This is a genomic window from Ruegeria sp. HKCCD7255, assembly GCF_013031565.1.
Taxonomy (GTDB): domain Bacteria; phylum Pseudomonadota; class Alphaproteobacteria; order Rhodobacterales; family Rhodobacteraceae; genus Ruegeria.
Genome location: NZ_WQAG01000020.1, coordinates 13,029 through 29,119, shown reverse-complemented (window position 1 = coordinate 29,119; position 16,091 = coordinate 13,029). Strand labels below are relative to the sequence as shown.

Below are 16,091 nucleotides of genomic sequence, written 5' to 3'. Positions count from 1 at the left end.
CTGCGCCGGTGAAGGGCGTTCTAAGTAATACTCAAAACTTCCGCAAGAAGAAAAATGGCTATTTTCACATTTTTTTCAAATTTAGAATTTCATAATAAAAAACAATATCTTACATTCACCTGAGGCCACATAAGCCTTTGGTGCTGGCCCGTGCGCCCTATTCAGCAGCCGCAAACCCGAAATCAGCACTCGGTCCGAACACAATATATAGCTCAGGATACACCCCGCAGCACAAGACCTCAGAGCCACAAGTGATTCACCTTGGCCTAGAAACTGTTCTCAAAACCGCATCTGGTGGTTTCGGATTCTCTCCCCTGAGAACTTGCACTTTGGTCATTGATGGGGTCAGGTCGCTGCATGAAACAACAGGCCAGTACGCAGGCACCCAATGACAGGCACAAAGACGTTCCCACGAATTCGATCCGTTGGCCTTGATGGAGCGCTGGTCACATTTGCAGATACTATGACAGAAGCCTCAAACCGGGCAGCGATTGCTTTTCGAAACGCAGTCGAAACGCTGAACTGGGACGGGGTTATCGAAACCTCGGCTTCGCTTGCATCAACTTATCTGCGGTTTGATCCGCAGGTCCTGCCACATGAAGACGTTCTGGAGCGTTTGACACAGATGTTAGAGCGCCAGGACTGGTATGGCGCGCCTTTGCCAAAGGGCCGTAAGCTGTGGCATGTGCCCACTGTCTACGGAACCGATCTTGCCCCCCAATTGGATGAGGCGGCGTACGCCGCGGGTTTAAGCCCCGAAGAGGCTATTCACCGCCTAAGTCAATCGCGCGTACGCGTTTTGACTATCGGGTTTGCACCCGGGCAGCCCTATCTTGGCCCGCTGGGGCCAGAGTTCAACATCCCCCGGCAGAAAGAGCTGACCCCCATGGTACCGCGTGGTGCGCTGGTGCTGGCGATATCGCAATTTGTGCTGTTTGCGGGCCCAACGCCCACCGGATGGCGCCATGTGGGGCAGACCGGGTTTCAGTGCTTTCGCCCTGATCACGCCGACAGCTTTTCTTTGGACCCCGGCGATGAGGTGATTTTCACCTCTGTCACCCGCGACGAATACGACGCGCTGCAAACCGATGCCATGGGTGGTGCTGTGTTTGAAGAGATCACATCATGAGTTTGCGGGTGCACGCAATCGGCCCGGCCTGCACGGTACAGGATCTTGGACGCAGCGGATACCTGGATCGCGGTCTGTCCCGGTCTGGTGCTGCCGATGTTTTGGCTCTGTATGAAGGGGCCGCTTTGTTGGGTCAAAGTCCTGATCTGGCACAGCTAGAGATGGCCGGGCTGGGCGGCACGTTCGAGGCAACGCAAAGCCTGCGCTTTGCGCTGACCGGAGCACCCATGCAGGGCACAATCGACGGGGCGACGATTGCCTGGAACGCGTCGCATAGCCTTGAGCCCGGACAGACGCTTGTGATCGGCGCCGCCAGGCACGGCAATTATGGCTATCTTCATCTGGGTGGCGGGATCGATACGACGCCTTTTCTTGGCTCACGCTCGACCCATCTGACCGCCAATATCGGCGCTGCGATCCAAGCCGGTGACATTCTGCCAACGGGACCAGACAAAGGGGAGGCAGGTAAAAAGCTGCGGCCCGACAATCGGTTCTCGGGCGGTCTGTTGCGGATCGTCTCAAGCTTTCAGACTGAGCTGTTCGATCAATCCACTCTGGACCGGTTTTCCGCAACGACTTTCCAACGCGGAGCCCGTGCCAACCGAATGGGCATGCAGCTGGAAAGCGACGGTGCGGGGTTTGCCGCCAAAGGTCAGCTGAACATCTTGTCCGAAGTGATCACGCCCGGAGACATACAGATGACCGGCACGGGTAACCCGTTCATCTTGTTGCCCGAGTGTCAGACCACTGGAGGCTATCCCCGAATTGCGACCGTCCTGCCCTGTGACATGCCGCGCGCGGTGCAAACACCGGCGGGTGCTGGGGTTCAGTTCGAGTTTGTGTCGCTCGATCAGGCTTTGGCGGCAGATGCGGCGTTCCGGTCGGAATTGATGCGCCTGCCCCGCCGGGTCGAGGATCTCGTGCGCGACCCGCATGACATTCCCGATCTGTTGTCCTACCAATTGATCAGCGGAATGATCTCAGCCACAGAATAAGGAGTTTACCCATGCCCCGCGTCGATCTGAATGCCGATATGGGTGAAAGCTTTGGCCCGTGGAAGATGGGTGATGACGCCTCCCTTTTGAAGATCATCACATCAGCCAATATCGCCTGCGGGTTTCATGGTGGCGATTGGGACGTCATGGCTCAGACGATGGCTCTGGCGGCGGAAAACGGTGTGGGGATCGGCGCGCATCCGGGGTTCCCGGATTTGCAAGGCTTTGGTCGCCGCCGAATGAAAGTGCCTCATGACAGCCTGCGCAATCTTGCGCGGTATCAACTGGGCGCGGCCATAGGAATGGCCAAGGCGGTCGGCACGCATGTCCGACATCTGAAACTGCATGGTGCACTGGCGAATATGTGTTCGGTCGATTTCGACATGGCGCGCGCCTGTTATCAGGGTGCATTGGACGTCGATCCCGACATCATCATCATGGTTCTTGCGGCCACCAAACAAGAAGAGGCCGTGCGGGAGCTTGGATGCAAATGGGTGGGCGAAATCTTTGCGGATCGGGCTTACAACGATGATGGCACATTGGTTGATCGCAGCCTACCCGGAGCCGTCATCCACGACCCTGATCTGGCCGGGCCGCGTATTCTGAATATGGTGAAAGAAGGCGCCATAATTACCGAAAGCGGCAAACGGCTTGAAACATCTATCGATACGATTTGTCTGCATGGTGATGGCCCTACGGCCGTTCAGATTGCGCGATCCGTGCGAGAAAACCTGATCGATGGCGGCGTTGAGGTGACCAAATTCACCCGGTGATCAGGCAAACTTCATGGGTGTTCACCAGATAGCTTAGTGTTGCCCCGGCGCGGATTGGGTGCTTAGCATGCGGTGGCAGAAGATTTTCTTTTCCACCCCGCGCTGGCCGGGATCGGAATACGCAAGGAGCATTGCTTATGTCTTTTGATCTGATGTCTTATCAACCCCGGGGCGATAAGAAAAACTCGGACTTTTTCGCCGAATACCTGCCTAAGATCTACGAACGGCGCACCAGTTCGGGCTTAGCCGATCTGGTCGGCCCTATGAAGGCAATTGTCATGCAGGTCGAGCGCGACGCCTTGTTTGACACGCTGGTCGAGCTTTATGTGATGACCCCCTACCGCCACACGGCCAGCTATCTGGGCCAAACCCATAAATTCGCGATCCTGCATTCGCAGCCCCAATTTCCTGCGCTGATTGTCATGGCACCGCTCAGCGACGCGTTCGAGGATTTCATTTCGCGCGTCAATCGCATGTATCCGCTGGCACGCGGCACGCCGCAAACGCGGTATGTTGGCGAAATTTACGGTGCCAGCGATTTGGACACGTTAACCCGCACCCTCGAAGATCAAAGTATCCGCTTTGAATACAGCGGCGAAACTGAAAACCCGTTTTATTCCGCGCAGGGTTTCCGCTTTACCACCCCATCGGATTTCACGTGCAATCGGGTTGGCTACTCCAGTCAGGACTTCAACGACACTGACAGCCTTGGCCTGGGCGAACGCGTGTTGCTGAGCGATGAGGAACAAGCCCGGTTGGATCAGGCCGCAGGTTTTGGGCAAGACAGCAAGATCGCACCCCTGATGCTGGGCATCGACCATCTGGCAACACGCATTCTTGCCGGTGAACGAGAGGATGCCATTCTCGAGTTTCTGACGATGGTGCCCTATTACTTCTGGGGCGCATACAACATCTTTGACATGAACTCCTCGACCAATGTGAACCGCAACCCGACCGTGGATGATGACAAGAAATCACCCGCCAAAGTCTTCACAGCCAACAACACGCCGTCATTTGTAAACTCTTTCGCAAAGCTACCGATGCCTACCGAGGATTTCGTGCGCAATTTCGGTCGTCGCCTGCACCACATGGCGGTCGAGATACAGGATGGCGACCACAATGCCGGGGAAAAGAACGTGGATTTCGTGGTCAACACGCTGAAGGACAAAGGCGTACCCTTTCTGGCCCATGTCGTGGGCGAGTGCAAAGACGATCCCAACCTCAAACAGATCTTCTCGAAACACTCGAAGAACACCCTGTTGATCACCGAGTATATCGAGCGCTGCCACAAATATGATGGCTTCTTTACCAAGGACAATGTTGCCGCCCTGACCGCTGCGGCAGGTCAGGATGAGCAGTATCAGCATGGTCAGGTTTTCGACTGACAGCCCCTGAAAATGAAAAAGGCTGTGAACCGTGGTTCACAGCCAGTGCCCATGAGTGAGAATGTGCCGGCCCTTATGATGGGCCGATCATGAAACAGGTAACGTTGCGCGCTTGCAAGCGACGGCAGGCCAAGTCCGCCTGTTCGCGTGTCATGCCCTGGAAGGTAGCATCAAACCCGCGATTGCTTTGGTTCACCTTGCGCAAGGTGCCTTCCAGAGTCGTCATTTCGGTGAGCGCCGTTTTCAGCAGGACCTTCTCGGCCTCATACCGGGTCGTGTAACGGCCAACGTTCACGCCCCACAGATGCCCACCAGACGATGACAATCGAGTCACCACCTCTTGCTGCGGTTCAGGAATTTCGACCGGTTCGGCCGAAGCGACTTGTTCACCCTGAGGGCGCGGTGCCGGGCGTGGCGCGGTTGACCCTGCGGCCTCGGCAATGGCTTCCGCGATACCGTCCTGAATACGAGAGCGTTTCTCGTCTACAGTTTCTGCGCCAGCCTCGGCTATCTGAACCCGCGGCCTGATGACGGGACGCAAGCTGGTTTGGGGGGCACCGGTTGCCCGCGCGACCTGAATATCACCCAACCCTGTGTTGCCCGCGTAGGCCGGACGTGCCGGTTTGCGGATGGGCGCGCGAGATGGTGCGCGCCGGAAACCCATATCGAGCAATTCCGCGACTTTTGCGTTTCGTGATGCCCCGGACTTGCCGCCAAACACGGTGGCAATAATCCGTTCATCCTTACGTTTTGCCGAAGCCACAAGATTGAAACCTGCCGCCCGCGTGTACCCGGTTTTGATCCCGTCCGCGCCCTTGTAAGCCGCCAGCAGGCGCCGGTTGGTATTCGGCACGGTTTTGATCCCTGCGTGGGTCGATTGGCGTGAGAACAGGTTATAATACTGCGGGTAATCATACAGAAGATGCCGCCCCAGCGTGGTCATGTCACGCGCCGTAGACAAATGCCCGGCCTCGGTCAGACCATGCGCGTTTTTGAACGTGGTGCGGCTCATCCCCATCGCTTTTGCTGTCCGTGTCATCCGCCGAGCAAAGGCCGCCTCTGACCCGCTGAGCGCAATTCCGATCGCCGTGGCCGCATCATTCGCAGATTTCACGGCCGCAGCACGGATCAGATAGCGGAACGCAATCGTCTGCCCGGTCCGCAGTCCAAGCTTGGAGGGCGGCTCAGCCGCTGCAGCCTTGGTGATGCGTACGGGGGTGTCCAGAGTGATCTCGCCGTTCCGAACGGCCTCGAACGCGATATAAAGCGTCATCATCTTAGTCAGCGAGGCCGGGTGCAGTCGTGTATCGGCATTTCGCGAGTGCAGAACCTCTCCGGTTCGCGCATCGATTACCATTGCCGCGTAGGGTGCCGCCACCGCCTGAACGGGCGCGAACGCCATCAGCCAGACGAATGCTGTAAGGATAAAGCCCATCCGGGCAGGAACTGTCCGCCGAATCCGCACGATTTTTGCCTCTGTCTGCCTCGCGCCGCCGGGTTTTCCCGGTCAGCTCATTTATTTATTGTCTGTTAGGCTAACACAGAGTCCTCGCCAAATAAACCAAAACCCGCGCGTTTCTCCGATTCGTGAGCGGCCTCAAACGCCACTATATATGGTGTTTTTCCCCACTCCACCCACCACATTCGGATCCCTTCCAAGAACAAAGGAAACTTGTGAACAGTTTTTTCCCAACCTGCGACCAATGGGCCACATCACCCTAGCGACTGAACCAGTTCTGCAAGTCCGCTCAGGTCCTCAAGTGCCCGATATCGCGGATGCTCTGACGGTGTCTCGGCGTGCTCAATATCCCACATCAGATCATGCGGGACATGAACACCCCAACTTCCGGCATCAAGCGAAGCAACAACATCCGACCGCATTGAATTTCCAACCATCATCGCGGCCGCCGGCCCATCCCCGTGTCTCTGGAAAACATCGCGGTAGGTTTGCGGCGTTTTTTCCGAAACGATTTCTACTGCGTCAAACAACTCGCCCAAGCCCGATTGAGCCAGCTTGCGTTCCTGATCCAGCAGATCACCCTTTGTCACCAAAACAACGTTATGAGTAGGTGCCACGGCCTCGACCGCCTCGCGCGCATGCGGCAACAGCTCGATCGGATGGGCCAACATCTCTTGCCCCGCTTCGATCAAAGAGCGAATGACGCGCGCAGGAACGCGGTCGTCCGTGACCTCAATCGCGGTTTCGATCATCGACAGGGTAAAGCCTTTAATCCCATAGCCATAGCGCTTGATGTTGCGCTTTTCAGCGTCCAGCAATCGCTCCATCAGATGATCATGTTCGGCATAATCCTTCAGCAGTTCGGCAAAATGAGCCTGTGTCAGTTGAAAGAACCGTTCGTTGTGCCACAACGTGTCATCTGCATCGAAACCAATTGTTGTCACCTTCTGATCCATGCTGATTCCGTTCGGTTCCTCTTTTCTCTGACCACCTGCACGTTATATAAGCCCGGATACGAACCGAAGACTGAATCGGACCTATAAGATCAATGCGCGAAACTCCTTGGATGATGTCTGACAAATCGGACGACGATGGCGACACGTCGATCCTGGTCGAGTCGCGCCCGAAGACCAAGCGTCCACCATTGTATAAGGTATTGCTTTTGAACGACGATTATACTCCGATGGAGTTTGTTGTTCACGTGCTTGAACGGTTCTTTGGCATGACCCACGCACAAGCATTCGAGATTATGCTGACCGTTCACAAGAAGGGTGTGGCGGTCGTTGGTGTCTTTAGCCACGAGATTGCCGAGACCAAGGTGGGTCAGGTCATGGACTTTGCCCGGCGGCACCAACACCCCCTGCAATGCACCATGGAGCGTGAAGAGTAGGCGCAGCCGTCGCCAAACTCTTGCGTGGAAATATCGATGTCCTCCCGCCTCAGCTATGCATTGGAGTCTGGCCTTTCTCTATCACAACCGATCTCGGTGATCGGCGCGACGCCTGAACACAATCTGTCGGCTCTGCCTCGGGACACTCAGGTTGTTCAGCCGTTCAAACCTTTTCACGACCACTTTGCTGCAGCAGGTTTTGAAACCGTTCCGAAAAGCGACGCACCCTGTCAGGACGTGATCTTGATCCTGCCGCGCGCTAAGGCTCTGGCCCGTGCTTTGGTGCAACAGGCATGCGCGCGCGCCGACGGACAGGTGATCATAGATGGCGCCAAGACGGATGGCGTGGACAGCCTTCTGAAAGATATTCGCAAGCGTGTGGATGTTTCGGGGCCGGTCGCAAAGGCGCATGGCAAGATTTTCTGGTTCTCCGCCGATAAAACCGCATTCGAAGACGGGACCGCCCCGGCATCGCAAGAGGTGCAGGGCTTTCGCACCGCGCCCGGTGTGTTTTCAGCAGACGGGATCGACCCGGCCTCGGCCCTTTTGGCCACCAATCTGCCCGAGAAACTGGGCGCGCGCGTCGCCGATCTGGGCGCGGGCTGGGGGTTTCTGTCTGCACAGATCGCACAGAATGCGGCTGTGACAACCCTGCATCTGGTTGAGGCTGACCACACCGCGCTGGACTGTGCGCGGATCAATGTGACCGATGCCAAGGCGCAGTTTCATTGGGCGGACGCGGTGACCTGGACAGCGCCCGACCCCGTTGACACCGTGGTTATGAACCCGCCCTTTCATACCTCGCGCAGTGCAGATCCCGGTCTTGGCCAGGGCTTTATCACCTCAGCCGCAAGGAATTTGACCCGCAGCGGCCAGCTGTGGATGGTCGCCAATCGTCATCTGCCTTACGAGGCCACGCTGAATGACGCGTTCATGCAGGTTGATGAGGTCGCGGGTGACAATCGGTTCAAGGTCTTTCATGCCTCTCGCCCTCGGCGGTAAGCGCCGTTAACCTATTCCGCAACTCAGGAGGATTCGGATGTCCTTTTCCATAGCCGGCAAAACCGCGATTGTGACAGGTGGCGCCAATGGTATCGGTCTTGCCATCGGACGACACTTTGCGGATGCAGGCGCAAATGTCATGTTTGCCGATATGGACGAAAAACGCCTGAGCGAAGAGCTGGGCGACAAGGCCGAAGACGGCAATATCCGCTATTTCGCGGGCGACCTGCGCGAGAAACTGACGATCGCCAATTTGCTTTCGGCCACCCTGGATGAGTTCGATCAGGTCGACATTCTGGTCAACGGCGCTCGTCAGGTGATCCCGTCCGATCCGCTGGATACCGATGACGACTCGGTCCGCACTTTGCTCAACCAGAACCTGATGCCTGCCTTGCGGTTGAGCCAATTGGTTTCCAAACGCATAATCAAGCAAGCCGGCGAAGACGGTGACAGCCCTGCAGGTTCGATCATCAACCTTTCGTCTATTGCCGCAAGACGCACGCATCCCGACCTGATGGCCTATTCCGTGTCGACCGCTGCGCTTGATCAAATGACCCGGTCGCTGGCCGTGGCGCTGGCACCCAACCGGATCCGCGTCAATTCGATTGCGCTTGGCTCGGTCATGAGCGCATCGCTGCAATCGACCCTGAAGGAAAACCGCGATTTTCGCGATGACATTGAAAAACACACACCCCTGGCCCGTATCGCCGCCCCGAATGAGTTGACAGAGACAGCGCAATTCCTGGCCTCGGACGCGGCGGGCTTTATCACAGGTCAGATCCTGACCATTGACGGCGGGCGAACCCTGCTTGATCCTGTCGCAGCACCAGCACACTGACCCCCATGTTTGATACCGAAAAAGCCACAGCCTCTGCCTGGTTCCGCCAATTGCGCGATGACATCGTCGCAGCGTTTGAATCACTGGAAGACAACCACCACACCGGGCCGTTTTCTGATGCCGAACCGGGAAGGTTCGAAGTGAAGGAAACCAAGCGCCAGTCTGATGATGGATCGGATGCCGGTGGCGGGCTGATGTCGGTCATGCGTGGTGGTCGCGTGTTCGAGAAAGTCGGCGTCAATGTCTCGACCGTATTCGGCACCCTGGGCGATCGTGCCCAGAACGCGATGGCCGCGCGCAAGGGTATTCCCGGCATGAAAGACGACCCGCGCTTTTGGGCGTCGGGCATCAGTCTTGTGGCGCATATGCAAAACCCGCATGTGCCTGCGGTGCATATGAACACGCGCATGTTCTGGACGCCCCATGCCTGGTGGTTTGGCGGCGGGTCCGATCTGAATCCCTGTTTGGAATATGCCGACGACACCGCGCATTTCCACGCCACGCAAAGGGCACATCTGGATCCCCATGGCACAGATCACTACCCTCGCCTGAAGGCTTGGGCGGATGAATATTTCTATATCCCCCACCGCAAGCGGGCGCGCGGCGTGGGCGGTATCTTTATGGATGACTATTGCACCGGTGATTGGCAGGCGGATTTTGCCCTGACACAAGACATCGGACGGGCCTTTTTACCTGCGTTCGTTCCACTGGTCGAAAAGCGTCGCGCTCAAGATTTTGGCGAGGACGAAAAAGATACGCAACTGGTTCATCGCGGACTTTATGCCGAATACAACCTTGTTTACGACCGTGGGACCAAATTCGGGCTTGAAACGGGCCACGATCCCGACGCTGTCCTGATGAGCCTGCCGCCCCTTGCCAAATGGGTTTAGGGCCTAGAATCCGAAATCGATGAAGTTGTCATAGCAGTACCCCTGCGCTGTTCCTGCGGACATATTGGCGCCAACGCGCTTTACCGTGACTGAATAGCTTTTGCCGGTATCGGCACCTTCTGGCGGTGTGAATGAAAACTGCACTGTCCGCGCGCCCTTGATATATTCACGGCTTATGTAAATGCGTTGGCTTGACTTGGTTCTGAGCGTTCTGATGGCATAGTCACCGATACCGCACCAATAGGCCACGGGTGCCGAGCTCCCAAATGTTTTGACCTCGTAAACTCCACCGTCCAGCGGTGTCACCTCGGTTCTGAACTGCGGTCTAACGCTGATACCAAATCCGACGGCAGCCGCAATTCCGGGCGTCAATCCAAGACACAATACCAATAACAGTCTAGAGACCCACATAGAAAATCCTCGCTGTAAAATGGCCGCACGGATGCGGCTGTGCGACGCTGACACAACCTTAGCGCTTTCCAGCAGGTTTGCCATCGCTGTCTTTGAAGCACTGGCGCAGGCACTAGGTTGCAACGCGCCCGCCGACATCCTGCGGGGCCAAAGCCACCGTTTTGATCACTGCATGGCACGGCTGGCCCAGTTCTAAGCCCAGGGCCTCGACCGAACGCCGTGTTACCCGGGCCAAAACAACACCTGCGGGGGTCTTGACCGAGACAATTGCCCCTGGTCCCTCACCAGCACGCACCGCCTCGACCGTGCCCGAGAGAATGTTGAGCGCTGATAGCCCCTCGGGAGGTTTGTTGGACAGGATCACCTCTTGCGCCGGGATGCGGATGCGCAAATGCTCTCCAACCTGATGAGGAATGCGCGGCAGGAAAAGACGCGCGTCACCTGCGCGCAGTTCAGTGAGCCCGTCGGCGTGATGCTGCGCCACCTGCACCTGCAACACCGCCCCCACCGCGCGCACACCCGCAGGCGCCACAGACGGGTCCGCCAGCACATCAGATGCCGGACCATGGCGCAACACCTTGCCGTCCTGCAGTGCGACGACCGAGGTTGCCAGTCGCGCCACCTCGGCTGCGGAATGCGTGACATAGAGGATCGGCACCGAAACCTCATCGCGCAGGCGTTCGAAATAGGGCAGGATCTCGGCCTTGCGGGCCTCATCCAACGCGGCCAGCGGCTCATCGGCAAGGATCAGGCGCGGGGCGGCCAACAGCGCTCGGCCAATGGCTACCCGCTGTTTTTCCCCGCCTGACAGCATCGCCGGACGGCGATTCAGGAGATGACCGATCCCCAGCATCTCGACCACGCGGTCCCGGCTTTCGCGCTGCGCCCCCCGAGGGGCAAACCAACGACCATAGGCCAGGTTCTGGCGCACGGTCAGGTGCGGGAACAAACGGCCTTCCTGAAAGATGTATCCAAGCCGCCTGCGATGGGTCGGCAACCAACTGCCCTGATCGGTATCGAACAAAACCCAACCGTCGACGGCCACGCGCCCGGCCTGCGGCCGCAATAGTCCTGCCACCGCATTGATCACTGTGGTCTTACCCGCACCTGATCGCCCGAACAGAACTGTCACGCCCGGAGGGGCTTCAAACTCCAGATCCAGCGCGATGCCGGGCAATTGGTGCTGCAATCGGACCGAAAGGCTCATGTCCCGGCCACCCGCCGCGCCACTCGGCGCCCAACATATTCCGAGAGCAGCAGCGCTGTCATCGCGACAATGACCGAAATGATCACCAGCCGCAGCGCCGCCGGTTCACCCCCCGGCACTTGTAAAAAGGAATAGACCGCCGAGGGTAGTGTCTGGGTCTGGCCAGGAATGTTCGACACGAAGGTAATGGTCGCGCCAAACTCTCCCATTGCTTTGGCAAAAGCCAGAATTGCGCCTGCAATGATGCCCGGCAGGATCAGCGGGAGCGTTACAGTGGCAAACACGAACATGCGCGAAGCCCCCAACGTCGCACCGGCCTGTTCCAGTTTTGGATCCACCGCCTCGATCGACAGTCGAATGGCGCGCACCATCAAAGGAAAAGCCATGATCCCGGCGGCCAGAGCGGCCCCGGTCCACCTAAAGGCGACCACAATGCCGAACTCGGCCAGAAACCGCCCCAACGGGCCTTGGATACCAAAGGTCAACAACAGCAGATAGCCAGTGACAACAGGGGGCAGGATCAGCGGCAGATGCACCAATCCGTTCAACAGCTGCCGCCCCGGAAAACGCCAGCGAGCCAGCGCATAGGCGACAAAAATACCCAAAGGCAAGCTGACCAACGTGGCCCAGATCGACACCCGCAGAGACAAGCGCAGGGCTTCGAGCTCTGCAGGACCCAGCCACCCCATGGGTCAGCTCTGCGGCAGGGTAAAGCCCTGCGCCTCAAAAACCGCGCGCGCGGTATCTGTTTGCAAATAGGTCAGAAACGCAAAGGCTTGGGGGTCGGCGTTGCGTGTCGCGGCAGCGGGATAGATGATCGGCGGATGGCTGTCAGACGGGAATACCCCGATCACAGAAACACGGCTCTCCGCCAATGCATCTGACCCGTAAACAATGCCCAAGGGCGCGGCTCCGGTGGCTACCAGTGCCAGTGCCGCCCGAACGTTATCAGCCTGGGCAATACGCCCCTCAACATCAGCCCAAAGCCCCAGTTCCTGCAGTGCCGATTTCCCGTAGATCCCTGCCGGAACGGCATCGACCAACGCCATCGCCAAGAAGCCACCGTCCAGCCGCGCATTCAGGTCCAGCGCAGCATCGATCTGGGCCTCTGCTTGCGCTGGCACCCCGATCAGCACCAGGTAATTGCCCAGAAGATCAACCCGGCTTGACGCGTCAACCAGACCGTCCCGCACCAAAACATCCATCCATTGCACATTGGCCGAGATAAACAGATCCGCAGGAGCCCCCAACTGAATCTGACGGGCCAGAACCGAAGAAGCCGCATAAGAAACGGTTACCTCGCCCCCCGTTTTATCAGAGTAATCGGCAGCGATCTGATCCAATGCAGTTTTCAGACTGGCGGCCGCAAAGATCAAAACACCCTCAGCCGACGCCCGAACCGGCGCTGTCAGCACGACGCACAGCGCCATGACCATCAGCAGGCTGCGTCGGGCGACAGTCATATTTGAGCCTCCGGTTCAGAGGGTTGCGGTTCTCAACGGCATATCGGAGGCACCCGGGAACAAGCAAGGCCCTTTGCAGCCACCGATTGGCGCATATCGCCGACCTGACATGTCGCAATTGGGATTGATCCCGCGCTTTTTCCTGTCAAACCTACACCGAGCCAAAACAGGACCCGCCTCATGCTGCACCAGACCCCCGGCCTTATCGACGACATCCGCGCCCGTTTTGCCCACGTCGACAGCTGTCCGTTTCAAGGCTCCCGTATCTTTTTCGAAAATGCCGGTGGTGCGCTGACACTCAATTCGGTCACTGAAACCTCGGCCAAGTTTGCCGCGATCCCCGATAATCAGGGCCGTGACAATGTGGCCAGCCATGCGCTGGTGGATATCATCAACACCGCAAAGGCGGATATGGCGACGTTCATGAGCGCGCCAAGCGGGCAGTTTTTCATGGGCGAAAGCGGGACCGAATTGCTGTTCCGCATGATCCGAACCGCCTGTGTCAACGCGCCGTCAGGCTCGAAAGTGATCGGCAGTTCAATCGAACACCCCGCCAGCCGTAGCGCTGCGCGTCGCTGGGCCGAGATTGCCGGGTTGGACTATGTCAACGTTCCACATGATGACGCGACGGGTATGGTCACGGCAGAGGCCTATGCGGAACAGATGACACCCGATGTGGCGGTGGCAACGATCCTGCATGGCTCTCCTGTGACCGGAATGGGTATGGATGTCGCCGCCATCGCACACGCGATCCGCGCCGTCTCGCCTGACTGCTTCATCATCGTGGACGGCATCCAACATGCAGCTCACGGCCAGATCGATATCGCAAGCTATGACATCGATGGTTATGCGGTCTCACCCTACAAGGTGTTTTCCCGGCACGGTTTCGGAATTGCCTGGATCTCGGACCGGTTGACCGCCCTGCCCCATGATCAGCTCATCAACGCCCCGGCCTCGGGCTGGGAGTTTGGCACCCGCGACACCGGAGCCTATGCCACAATGTCGGATGTGGTCGCGTATTTCGACTGGTTGGGCGGCCGGGTCTCTGGCTCTGAAGATCGATCAGAACGCATTCGCGCGGCTGGCGCTGCGATCCATGCGTATGAAACACATCTGACGCACGCCATGATCAACGGCACCGGCAACCTTCCCGGTCTGCGCGAGATGGACCATGTCTCGATTCTGGCTGGCGCCGACAATCCGGCGCGCGAAGGCCTGGTTTCGATAACTGTAAAAGGCATGGCGTCGGCGGACGTGGTCACGAAACTGAACCAACTGGGTATTCGGACCCATACCCGAAAAGCCGACCATTACAGCGGCAATGTCCTCGACCCGTTGGGATTGCCCGATTGCATCCGAATCTCACTCTGCCATTACAACACTGAGCACGAAGTGGCTCAGCTGTTGGCGGCCATGAACGCCATAACTGATTGACGCCGAAAAATGATGCCGAATTCAGAAAGAATTTCCACGAAACCCTCTTGCGCCCGCCGGAACCCTTAGCTAAATGACCCCTCACGGGTGATTAGCTCAGTTGGTAGAGCGCTTCGTTTACACCGAAGATGTCGGGAGTTCGAGTCTCTCATCACCCACCATCCTTTTCCTTGATGTAAGAGTGTCTGGCCCGGTTCGCACCTTTTGTTGTGATGCGTGTGATTTTGTTGCAGCAGGAATCGAAAGGGAAAGACACCTCCGACAAATCAGACATACGCCAGATCCTATCTCGGACAGCGGCCTGCCAATCTTTATCAACCTGTGATCAGGTCGCTATTTCACGAGCTGGGACAATGCAGAAAGCTTTAAGATGTGAGCTTCAGCGGCGCTGATCGGCCCCTGTTTTCTTGGGGCAAACCCCTGAAAGCTCAGCGCGAATAAAATCCATGACGAAGTTCTTGCCTCAGACGTAAACGCTCGGGGTATTCTTGCAGGAATTGTTCAGGGGGCTTGCCCTCCCAAACCTGCGCATAAACCCGCATCTTGTTGCCGCCATAGATCTTTGCAAGGTCGTCGTTTGAATAGCCGCGCGCCCAAAGGTCATCGGTAATCGCTGCAAGGATTTTGGCAAATTCTCCATTACCGGTCGCCCCCTTGTTGAATGCATCGATCATGTAGCCGCCATCGTCGTACATGCTCGCGTTTGCAGTAGCGAACTGCACGACAAGTTCGGTTGAGAACATGTCATCCGTTGCGATTCCAACGTGGTCGACGCCGACAAGCTGGACATAATAGTCAATCATATCGGCGGCCTGCTTGGGCGAGATATCCTCGGGCCAGAAACCGTCCATCATCCATTCTGTGAACGTAGGAGAAACGTAGCCACCTGACTTGGCCGCTCGCAGCGCCTCATCGTCGGGAATGGCCCGATAACACCCTTTTGGCGTCGCATTGGGCCCATTCGCGTACAAACCTGCAGGAACCGAGTGCGTGTAGACATAGGGCACCCCGGGGTAGTTCTCATCCATGTAGTCCATGGCGTCATTGGCCGTTTTCGATCCCGTGTGGCTCAGGTCGAGTAAGATGCCGAAACGCACCATTTCGTCGATGACCGACTTGCCCCAAGGGGTCAAACCAAGGTCGCGCCCGTTATAGGCCGCCAATTGCCCGGAACCCGTGCGGAAAATGTCATTGTAAGCCAGGATCATACTCTTGATCCCCATATCCTTGAGCAATGCCATCTTTTTGAGATCACCGTTCAGGATCGTGGCGGTTTGGCTGTTCCAGATGACCGCCGTCTTGCCCTGTATGTGGGCAGCCTCAATATCGCGGGTTTCATTCACGATCAGGTAGTTTTCCGGTTGCTGCGCCATCGCCGCGCGGAAGTGGTAGTGCTGTTCTAGCAGGGTTTCAAAAGACATATCTGCTGCGGCCAGTGTCATCTCATGCCCAGTGATACCGTTGTCCCGCGCACGCTCAAAATAGGTGTGAAGCTGGTCGTAGTCCGTCCAGCCTGTGCCGTAGGGGCTAGCCAACATGCCGAGGACAATTGTGTCTTGAACAAACTGCTTCGCCTCTTCTGATGCATCCCACGTCTTGCTCTCTTCACTCGCATGGAGCGCACCACCAAGGGTGATCGCGATAGCGCTGATGGCCAACAGAGTCTTCATGACAAAACCTCCTGAGGTAATTTTTGAACGTCCATTTGTAATCCA

16 protein-coding genes and 1 tRNA gene are annotated in these 16,091 nt (G+C 57.4%); 10 read left to right on the top strand and 7 right to left on the bottom strand.

The window, feature by feature from the left end; all coding sequences use genetic code 11:
- Nucleotides 1–388 precede the first annotated feature (388 nt).
- From GOX45_RS21520 to GOX45_RS21505, 4 genes are all read left to right on the top strand, one after another.
- Nucleotides 389–1,129, top strand: coding sequence for an allophanate hydrolase subunit 1 (locus tag GOX45_RS21520; RefSeq protein ID WP_171103982.1), 741 nt, complete (start codon nt 389–391; stop codon nt 1,127–1,129).
- Nucleotides 1,126–2,124 (top strand): biotin-dependent carboxyltransferase family protein, encoded by a 999-nt coding sequence (locus GOX45_RS21515; RefSeq protein ID WP_171103980.1) that lies wholly within the window; start codon nt 1,126–1,128, stop codon nt 2,122–2,124. The genes GOX45_RS21520 and GOX45_RS21515 overlap by 4 nt, the downstream gene beginning before the upstream one ends.
- Before the next feature lie 11 nt (nt 2,125–2,135).
- Complete coding sequence (locus tag GOX45_RS21510) at nt 2,136–2,897, top strand: LamB/YcsF family protein (protein WP_171103978.1); 762 nt, start codon at nt 2,136–2,138, stop codon at nt 2,895–2,897.
- A 137-nt stretch (nt 2,898–3,034) separates the two neighbouring features.
- Nucleotides 3,035–4,282, top strand: a complete 1,248-nt coding sequence (locus GOX45_RS21505; protein ID WP_171103976.1) for a hypothetical protein — start codon at nt 3,035–3,037, stop codon at nt 4,280–4,282.
- Nucleotides 4,283–4,355: 73 nt separating this feature from the next.
- Here the strand turns inward: GOX45_RS21505 and GOX45_RS21500 are convergent, their stop codons facing one another.
- Nucleotides 4,356–5,717 (bottom strand): D-alanyl-D-alanine carboxypeptidase family protein, encoded by a 1,362-nt coding sequence (locus tag GOX45_RS21500; RefSeq protein ID WP_171103974.1) that lies wholly within the window; start codon nt 5,715–5,717, stop codon nt 4,356–4,358.
- A 278-nt stretch (nt 5,718–5,995) separates the two neighbouring features.
- Nucleotides 5,996–6,697 carry an HAD family hydrolase gene (locus GOX45_RS21495; RefSeq protein WP_171103971.1) on the bottom strand — a complete coding sequence of 234 codons (702 nt, stop codon included), beginning with the start codon at nt 6,695–6,697 and terminating at the stop codon, nt 5,996–5,998.
- A 92-nt stretch (nt 6,698–6,789) separates the two neighbouring features.
- On the opposite strand from GOX45_RS21495, the gene clpS reads away from it, so the two are divergent.
- The 4 genes from clpS to hemF are packed head-to-tail and all read left to right on the top strand — an operon-like array spanning nt 6,790 to nt 9,861.
- Nucleotides 6,790–7,131, top strand: a complete 342-nt coding sequence (clpS, locus tag GOX45_RS21490) for an ATP-dependent Clp protease adapter ClpS (protein ID WP_171103969.1) — start codon at nt 6,790–6,792, stop codon at nt 7,129–7,131.
- A 36-nt stretch (nt 7,132–7,167) separates the two neighbouring features.
- Nucleotides 7,168–8,133, top strand: a complete 966-nt coding sequence (locus tag GOX45_RS21485; protein ID WP_171103967.1) for a class I SAM-dependent methyltransferase — start codon at nt 7,168–7,170, stop codon at nt 8,131–8,133.
- Between the two features lie 37 nt (nt 8,134–8,170).
- Nucleotides 8,171–8,971 carry an SDR family NAD(P)-dependent oxidoreductase gene (locus tag GOX45_RS21480; RefSeq protein ID WP_171103965.1) on the top strand — a complete coding sequence of 267 codons (801 nt, stop codon included), beginning with the start codon at nt 8,171–8,173 and terminating at the stop codon, nt 8,969–8,971.
- A gap of 5 nt (nt 8,972–8,976) precedes the next feature.
- Complete coding sequence (hemF, locus tag GOX45_RS21475; RefSeq protein WP_171103963.1) at nt 8,977–9,861, top strand: oxygen-dependent coproporphyrinogen oxidase; 885 nt, start codon at nt 8,977–8,979, stop codon at nt 9,859–9,861.
- A 3-nt stretch (nt 9,862–9,864) separates the two neighbouring features.
- Here the strand turns inward: hemF and GOX45_RS21470 are convergent, their stop codons facing one another.
- From GOX45_RS21470 to modA, 4 genes are all read right to left on the bottom strand, one after another.
- The gene (locus GOX45_RS21470; protein ID WP_254446134.1) at nt 9,865–10,167 is read right to left on the bottom strand and encodes a hypothetical protein; all 303 of its coding nucleotides are present in this window, start codon (nt 10,165–10,167) and stop codon (nt 9,865–9,867) included.
- Between the two features lie 217 nt (nt 10,168–10,384).
- Nucleotides 10,385–11,479, bottom strand: coding sequence for a molybdenum ABC transporter ATP-binding protein (modC, locus tag GOX45_RS21465; RefSeq protein WP_171103960.1), 1,095 nt, complete (start codon nt 11,477–11,479; stop codon nt 10,385–10,387).
- A complete protein-coding gene (modB, locus tag GOX45_RS21460; protein WP_171103958.1) occupies nt 11,476–12,168 on the bottom strand; it encodes a molybdate ABC transporter permease subunit in 693 nt (230 codons plus the stop codon). Before modB ends, modC begins: the two co-directional genes overlap by 4 nt.
- Nucleotides 12,169–12,171: 3 nt before the next feature.
- Nucleotides 12,172–12,942 carry a molybdate ABC transporter substrate-binding protein gene (modA, locus tag GOX45_RS21455; protein ID WP_171103955.1) on the bottom strand — a complete coding sequence of 257 codons (771 nt, stop codon included), beginning with the start codon at nt 12,940–12,942 and terminating at the stop codon, nt 12,172–12,174.
- Nucleotides 12,943–13,122: 180 nt separating this feature from the next.
- Between modA and GOX45_RS21450 the strand changes: the two genes are divergently transcribed.
- Nucleotides 13,123–14,376: an aminotransferase class V-fold PLP-dependent enzyme gene (locus tag GOX45_RS21450; protein WP_171103953.1), complete on the top strand. Its 1,254-nt coding sequence runs from the start codon at nt 13,123–13,125 to the stop codon at nt 14,374–14,376.
- An 85-nt stretch (nt 14,377–14,461) separates the two neighbouring features.
- A tRNA-Val gene (locus tag GOX45_RS21445) sits at nt 14,462–14,537 on the top strand.
- A 267-nt stretch (nt 14,538–14,804) separates the two neighbouring features.
- Here the strand turns inward: GOX45_RS21445 and GOX45_RS21440 are convergent.
- Entirely contained in the window at nt 14,805–16,046 is a 1,242-nt protein-coding gene (locus GOX45_RS21440; protein ID WP_171103951.1) for a membrane dipeptidase, read from the bottom strand.
- Between the last annotated feature and the right edge of the window lie 45 nt (nt 16,047–16,091).

What these genes read in the sequence shown, in the direction of transcription:
- modC (WP_171103960.1), bottom strand. Translation starts at nt 11,479, where the DNA reads ATGAGCCTTTCGGTCCGATTGCAGCACCAATTGCCCGGCATCGCGCTG.
- GOX45_RS21510 (WP_171103978.1), top strand. Translation starts at nt 2,136, where the DNA reads ATGCCCCGCGTCGATCTGAATGCCGATATGGGTGAAAGCTTTGGCCCG.
- GOX45_RS21520 (WP_171103982.1), top strand. Translation starts at nt 389, where the DNA reads ATGACAGGCACAAAGACGTTCCCACGAATTCGATCCGTTGGCCTTGAT.
- modA (WP_171103955.1), bottom strand. Translation starts at nt 12,942, where the DNA reads ATGACTGTCGCCCGACGCAGCCTGCTGATGGTCATGGCGCTGTGCGTC.
- clpS (WP_171103969.1), top strand. Translation starts at nt 6,790, where the DNA reads ATGCGCGAAACTCCTTGGATGATGTCTGACAAATCGGACGACGATGGC.
- GOX45_RS21485 (WP_171103967.1), top strand. Translation starts at nt 7,168, where the DNA reads ATGTCCTCCCGCCTCAGCTATGCATTGGAGTCTGGCCTTTCTCTATCA.
- hemF (WP_171103963.1), top strand. Translation starts at nt 8,977, where the DNA reads ATGTTTGATACCGAAAAAGCCACAGCCTCTGCCTGGTTCCGCCAATTG.
- modB (WP_171103958.1), bottom strand. Translation starts at nt 12,168, where the DNA reads ATGGGGTGGCTGGGTCCTGCAGAGCTCGAAGCCCTGCGCTTGTCTCTG.
- GOX45_RS21500 (WP_171103974.1), bottom strand. Translation starts at nt 5,717, where the DNA reads ATGGGCTTTATCCTTACAGCATTCGTCTGGCTGATGGCGTTCGCGCCC.
- GOX45_RS21480 (WP_171103965.1), top strand. Translation starts at nt 8,171, where the DNA reads ATGTCCTTTTCCATAGCCGGCAAAACCGCGATTGTGACAGGTGGCGCC.
- GOX45_RS21515 (WP_171103980.1), top strand. Translation starts at nt 1,126, where the DNA reads ATGAGTTTGCGGGTGCACGCAATCGGCCCGGCCTGCACGGTACAGGAT.
- GOX45_RS21440 (WP_171103951.1), bottom strand. Translation starts at nt 16,046, where the DNA reads ATGAAGACTCTGTTGGCCATCAGCGCTATCGCGATCACCCTTGGTGGT.
- GOX45_RS21450 (WP_171103953.1), top strand. Translation starts at nt 13,123, where the DNA reads ATGCTGCACCAGACCCCCGGCCTTATCGACGACATCCGCGCCCGTTTT.
- GOX45_RS21505 (WP_171103976.1), top strand. Translation starts at nt 3,035, where the DNA reads ATGTCTTTTGATCTGATGTCTTATCAACCCCGGGGCGATAAGAAAAAC.
- GOX45_RS21495 (WP_171103971.1), bottom strand. Translation starts at nt 6,697, where the DNA reads ATGGATCAGAAGGTGACAACAATTGGTTTCGATGCAGATGACACGTTG.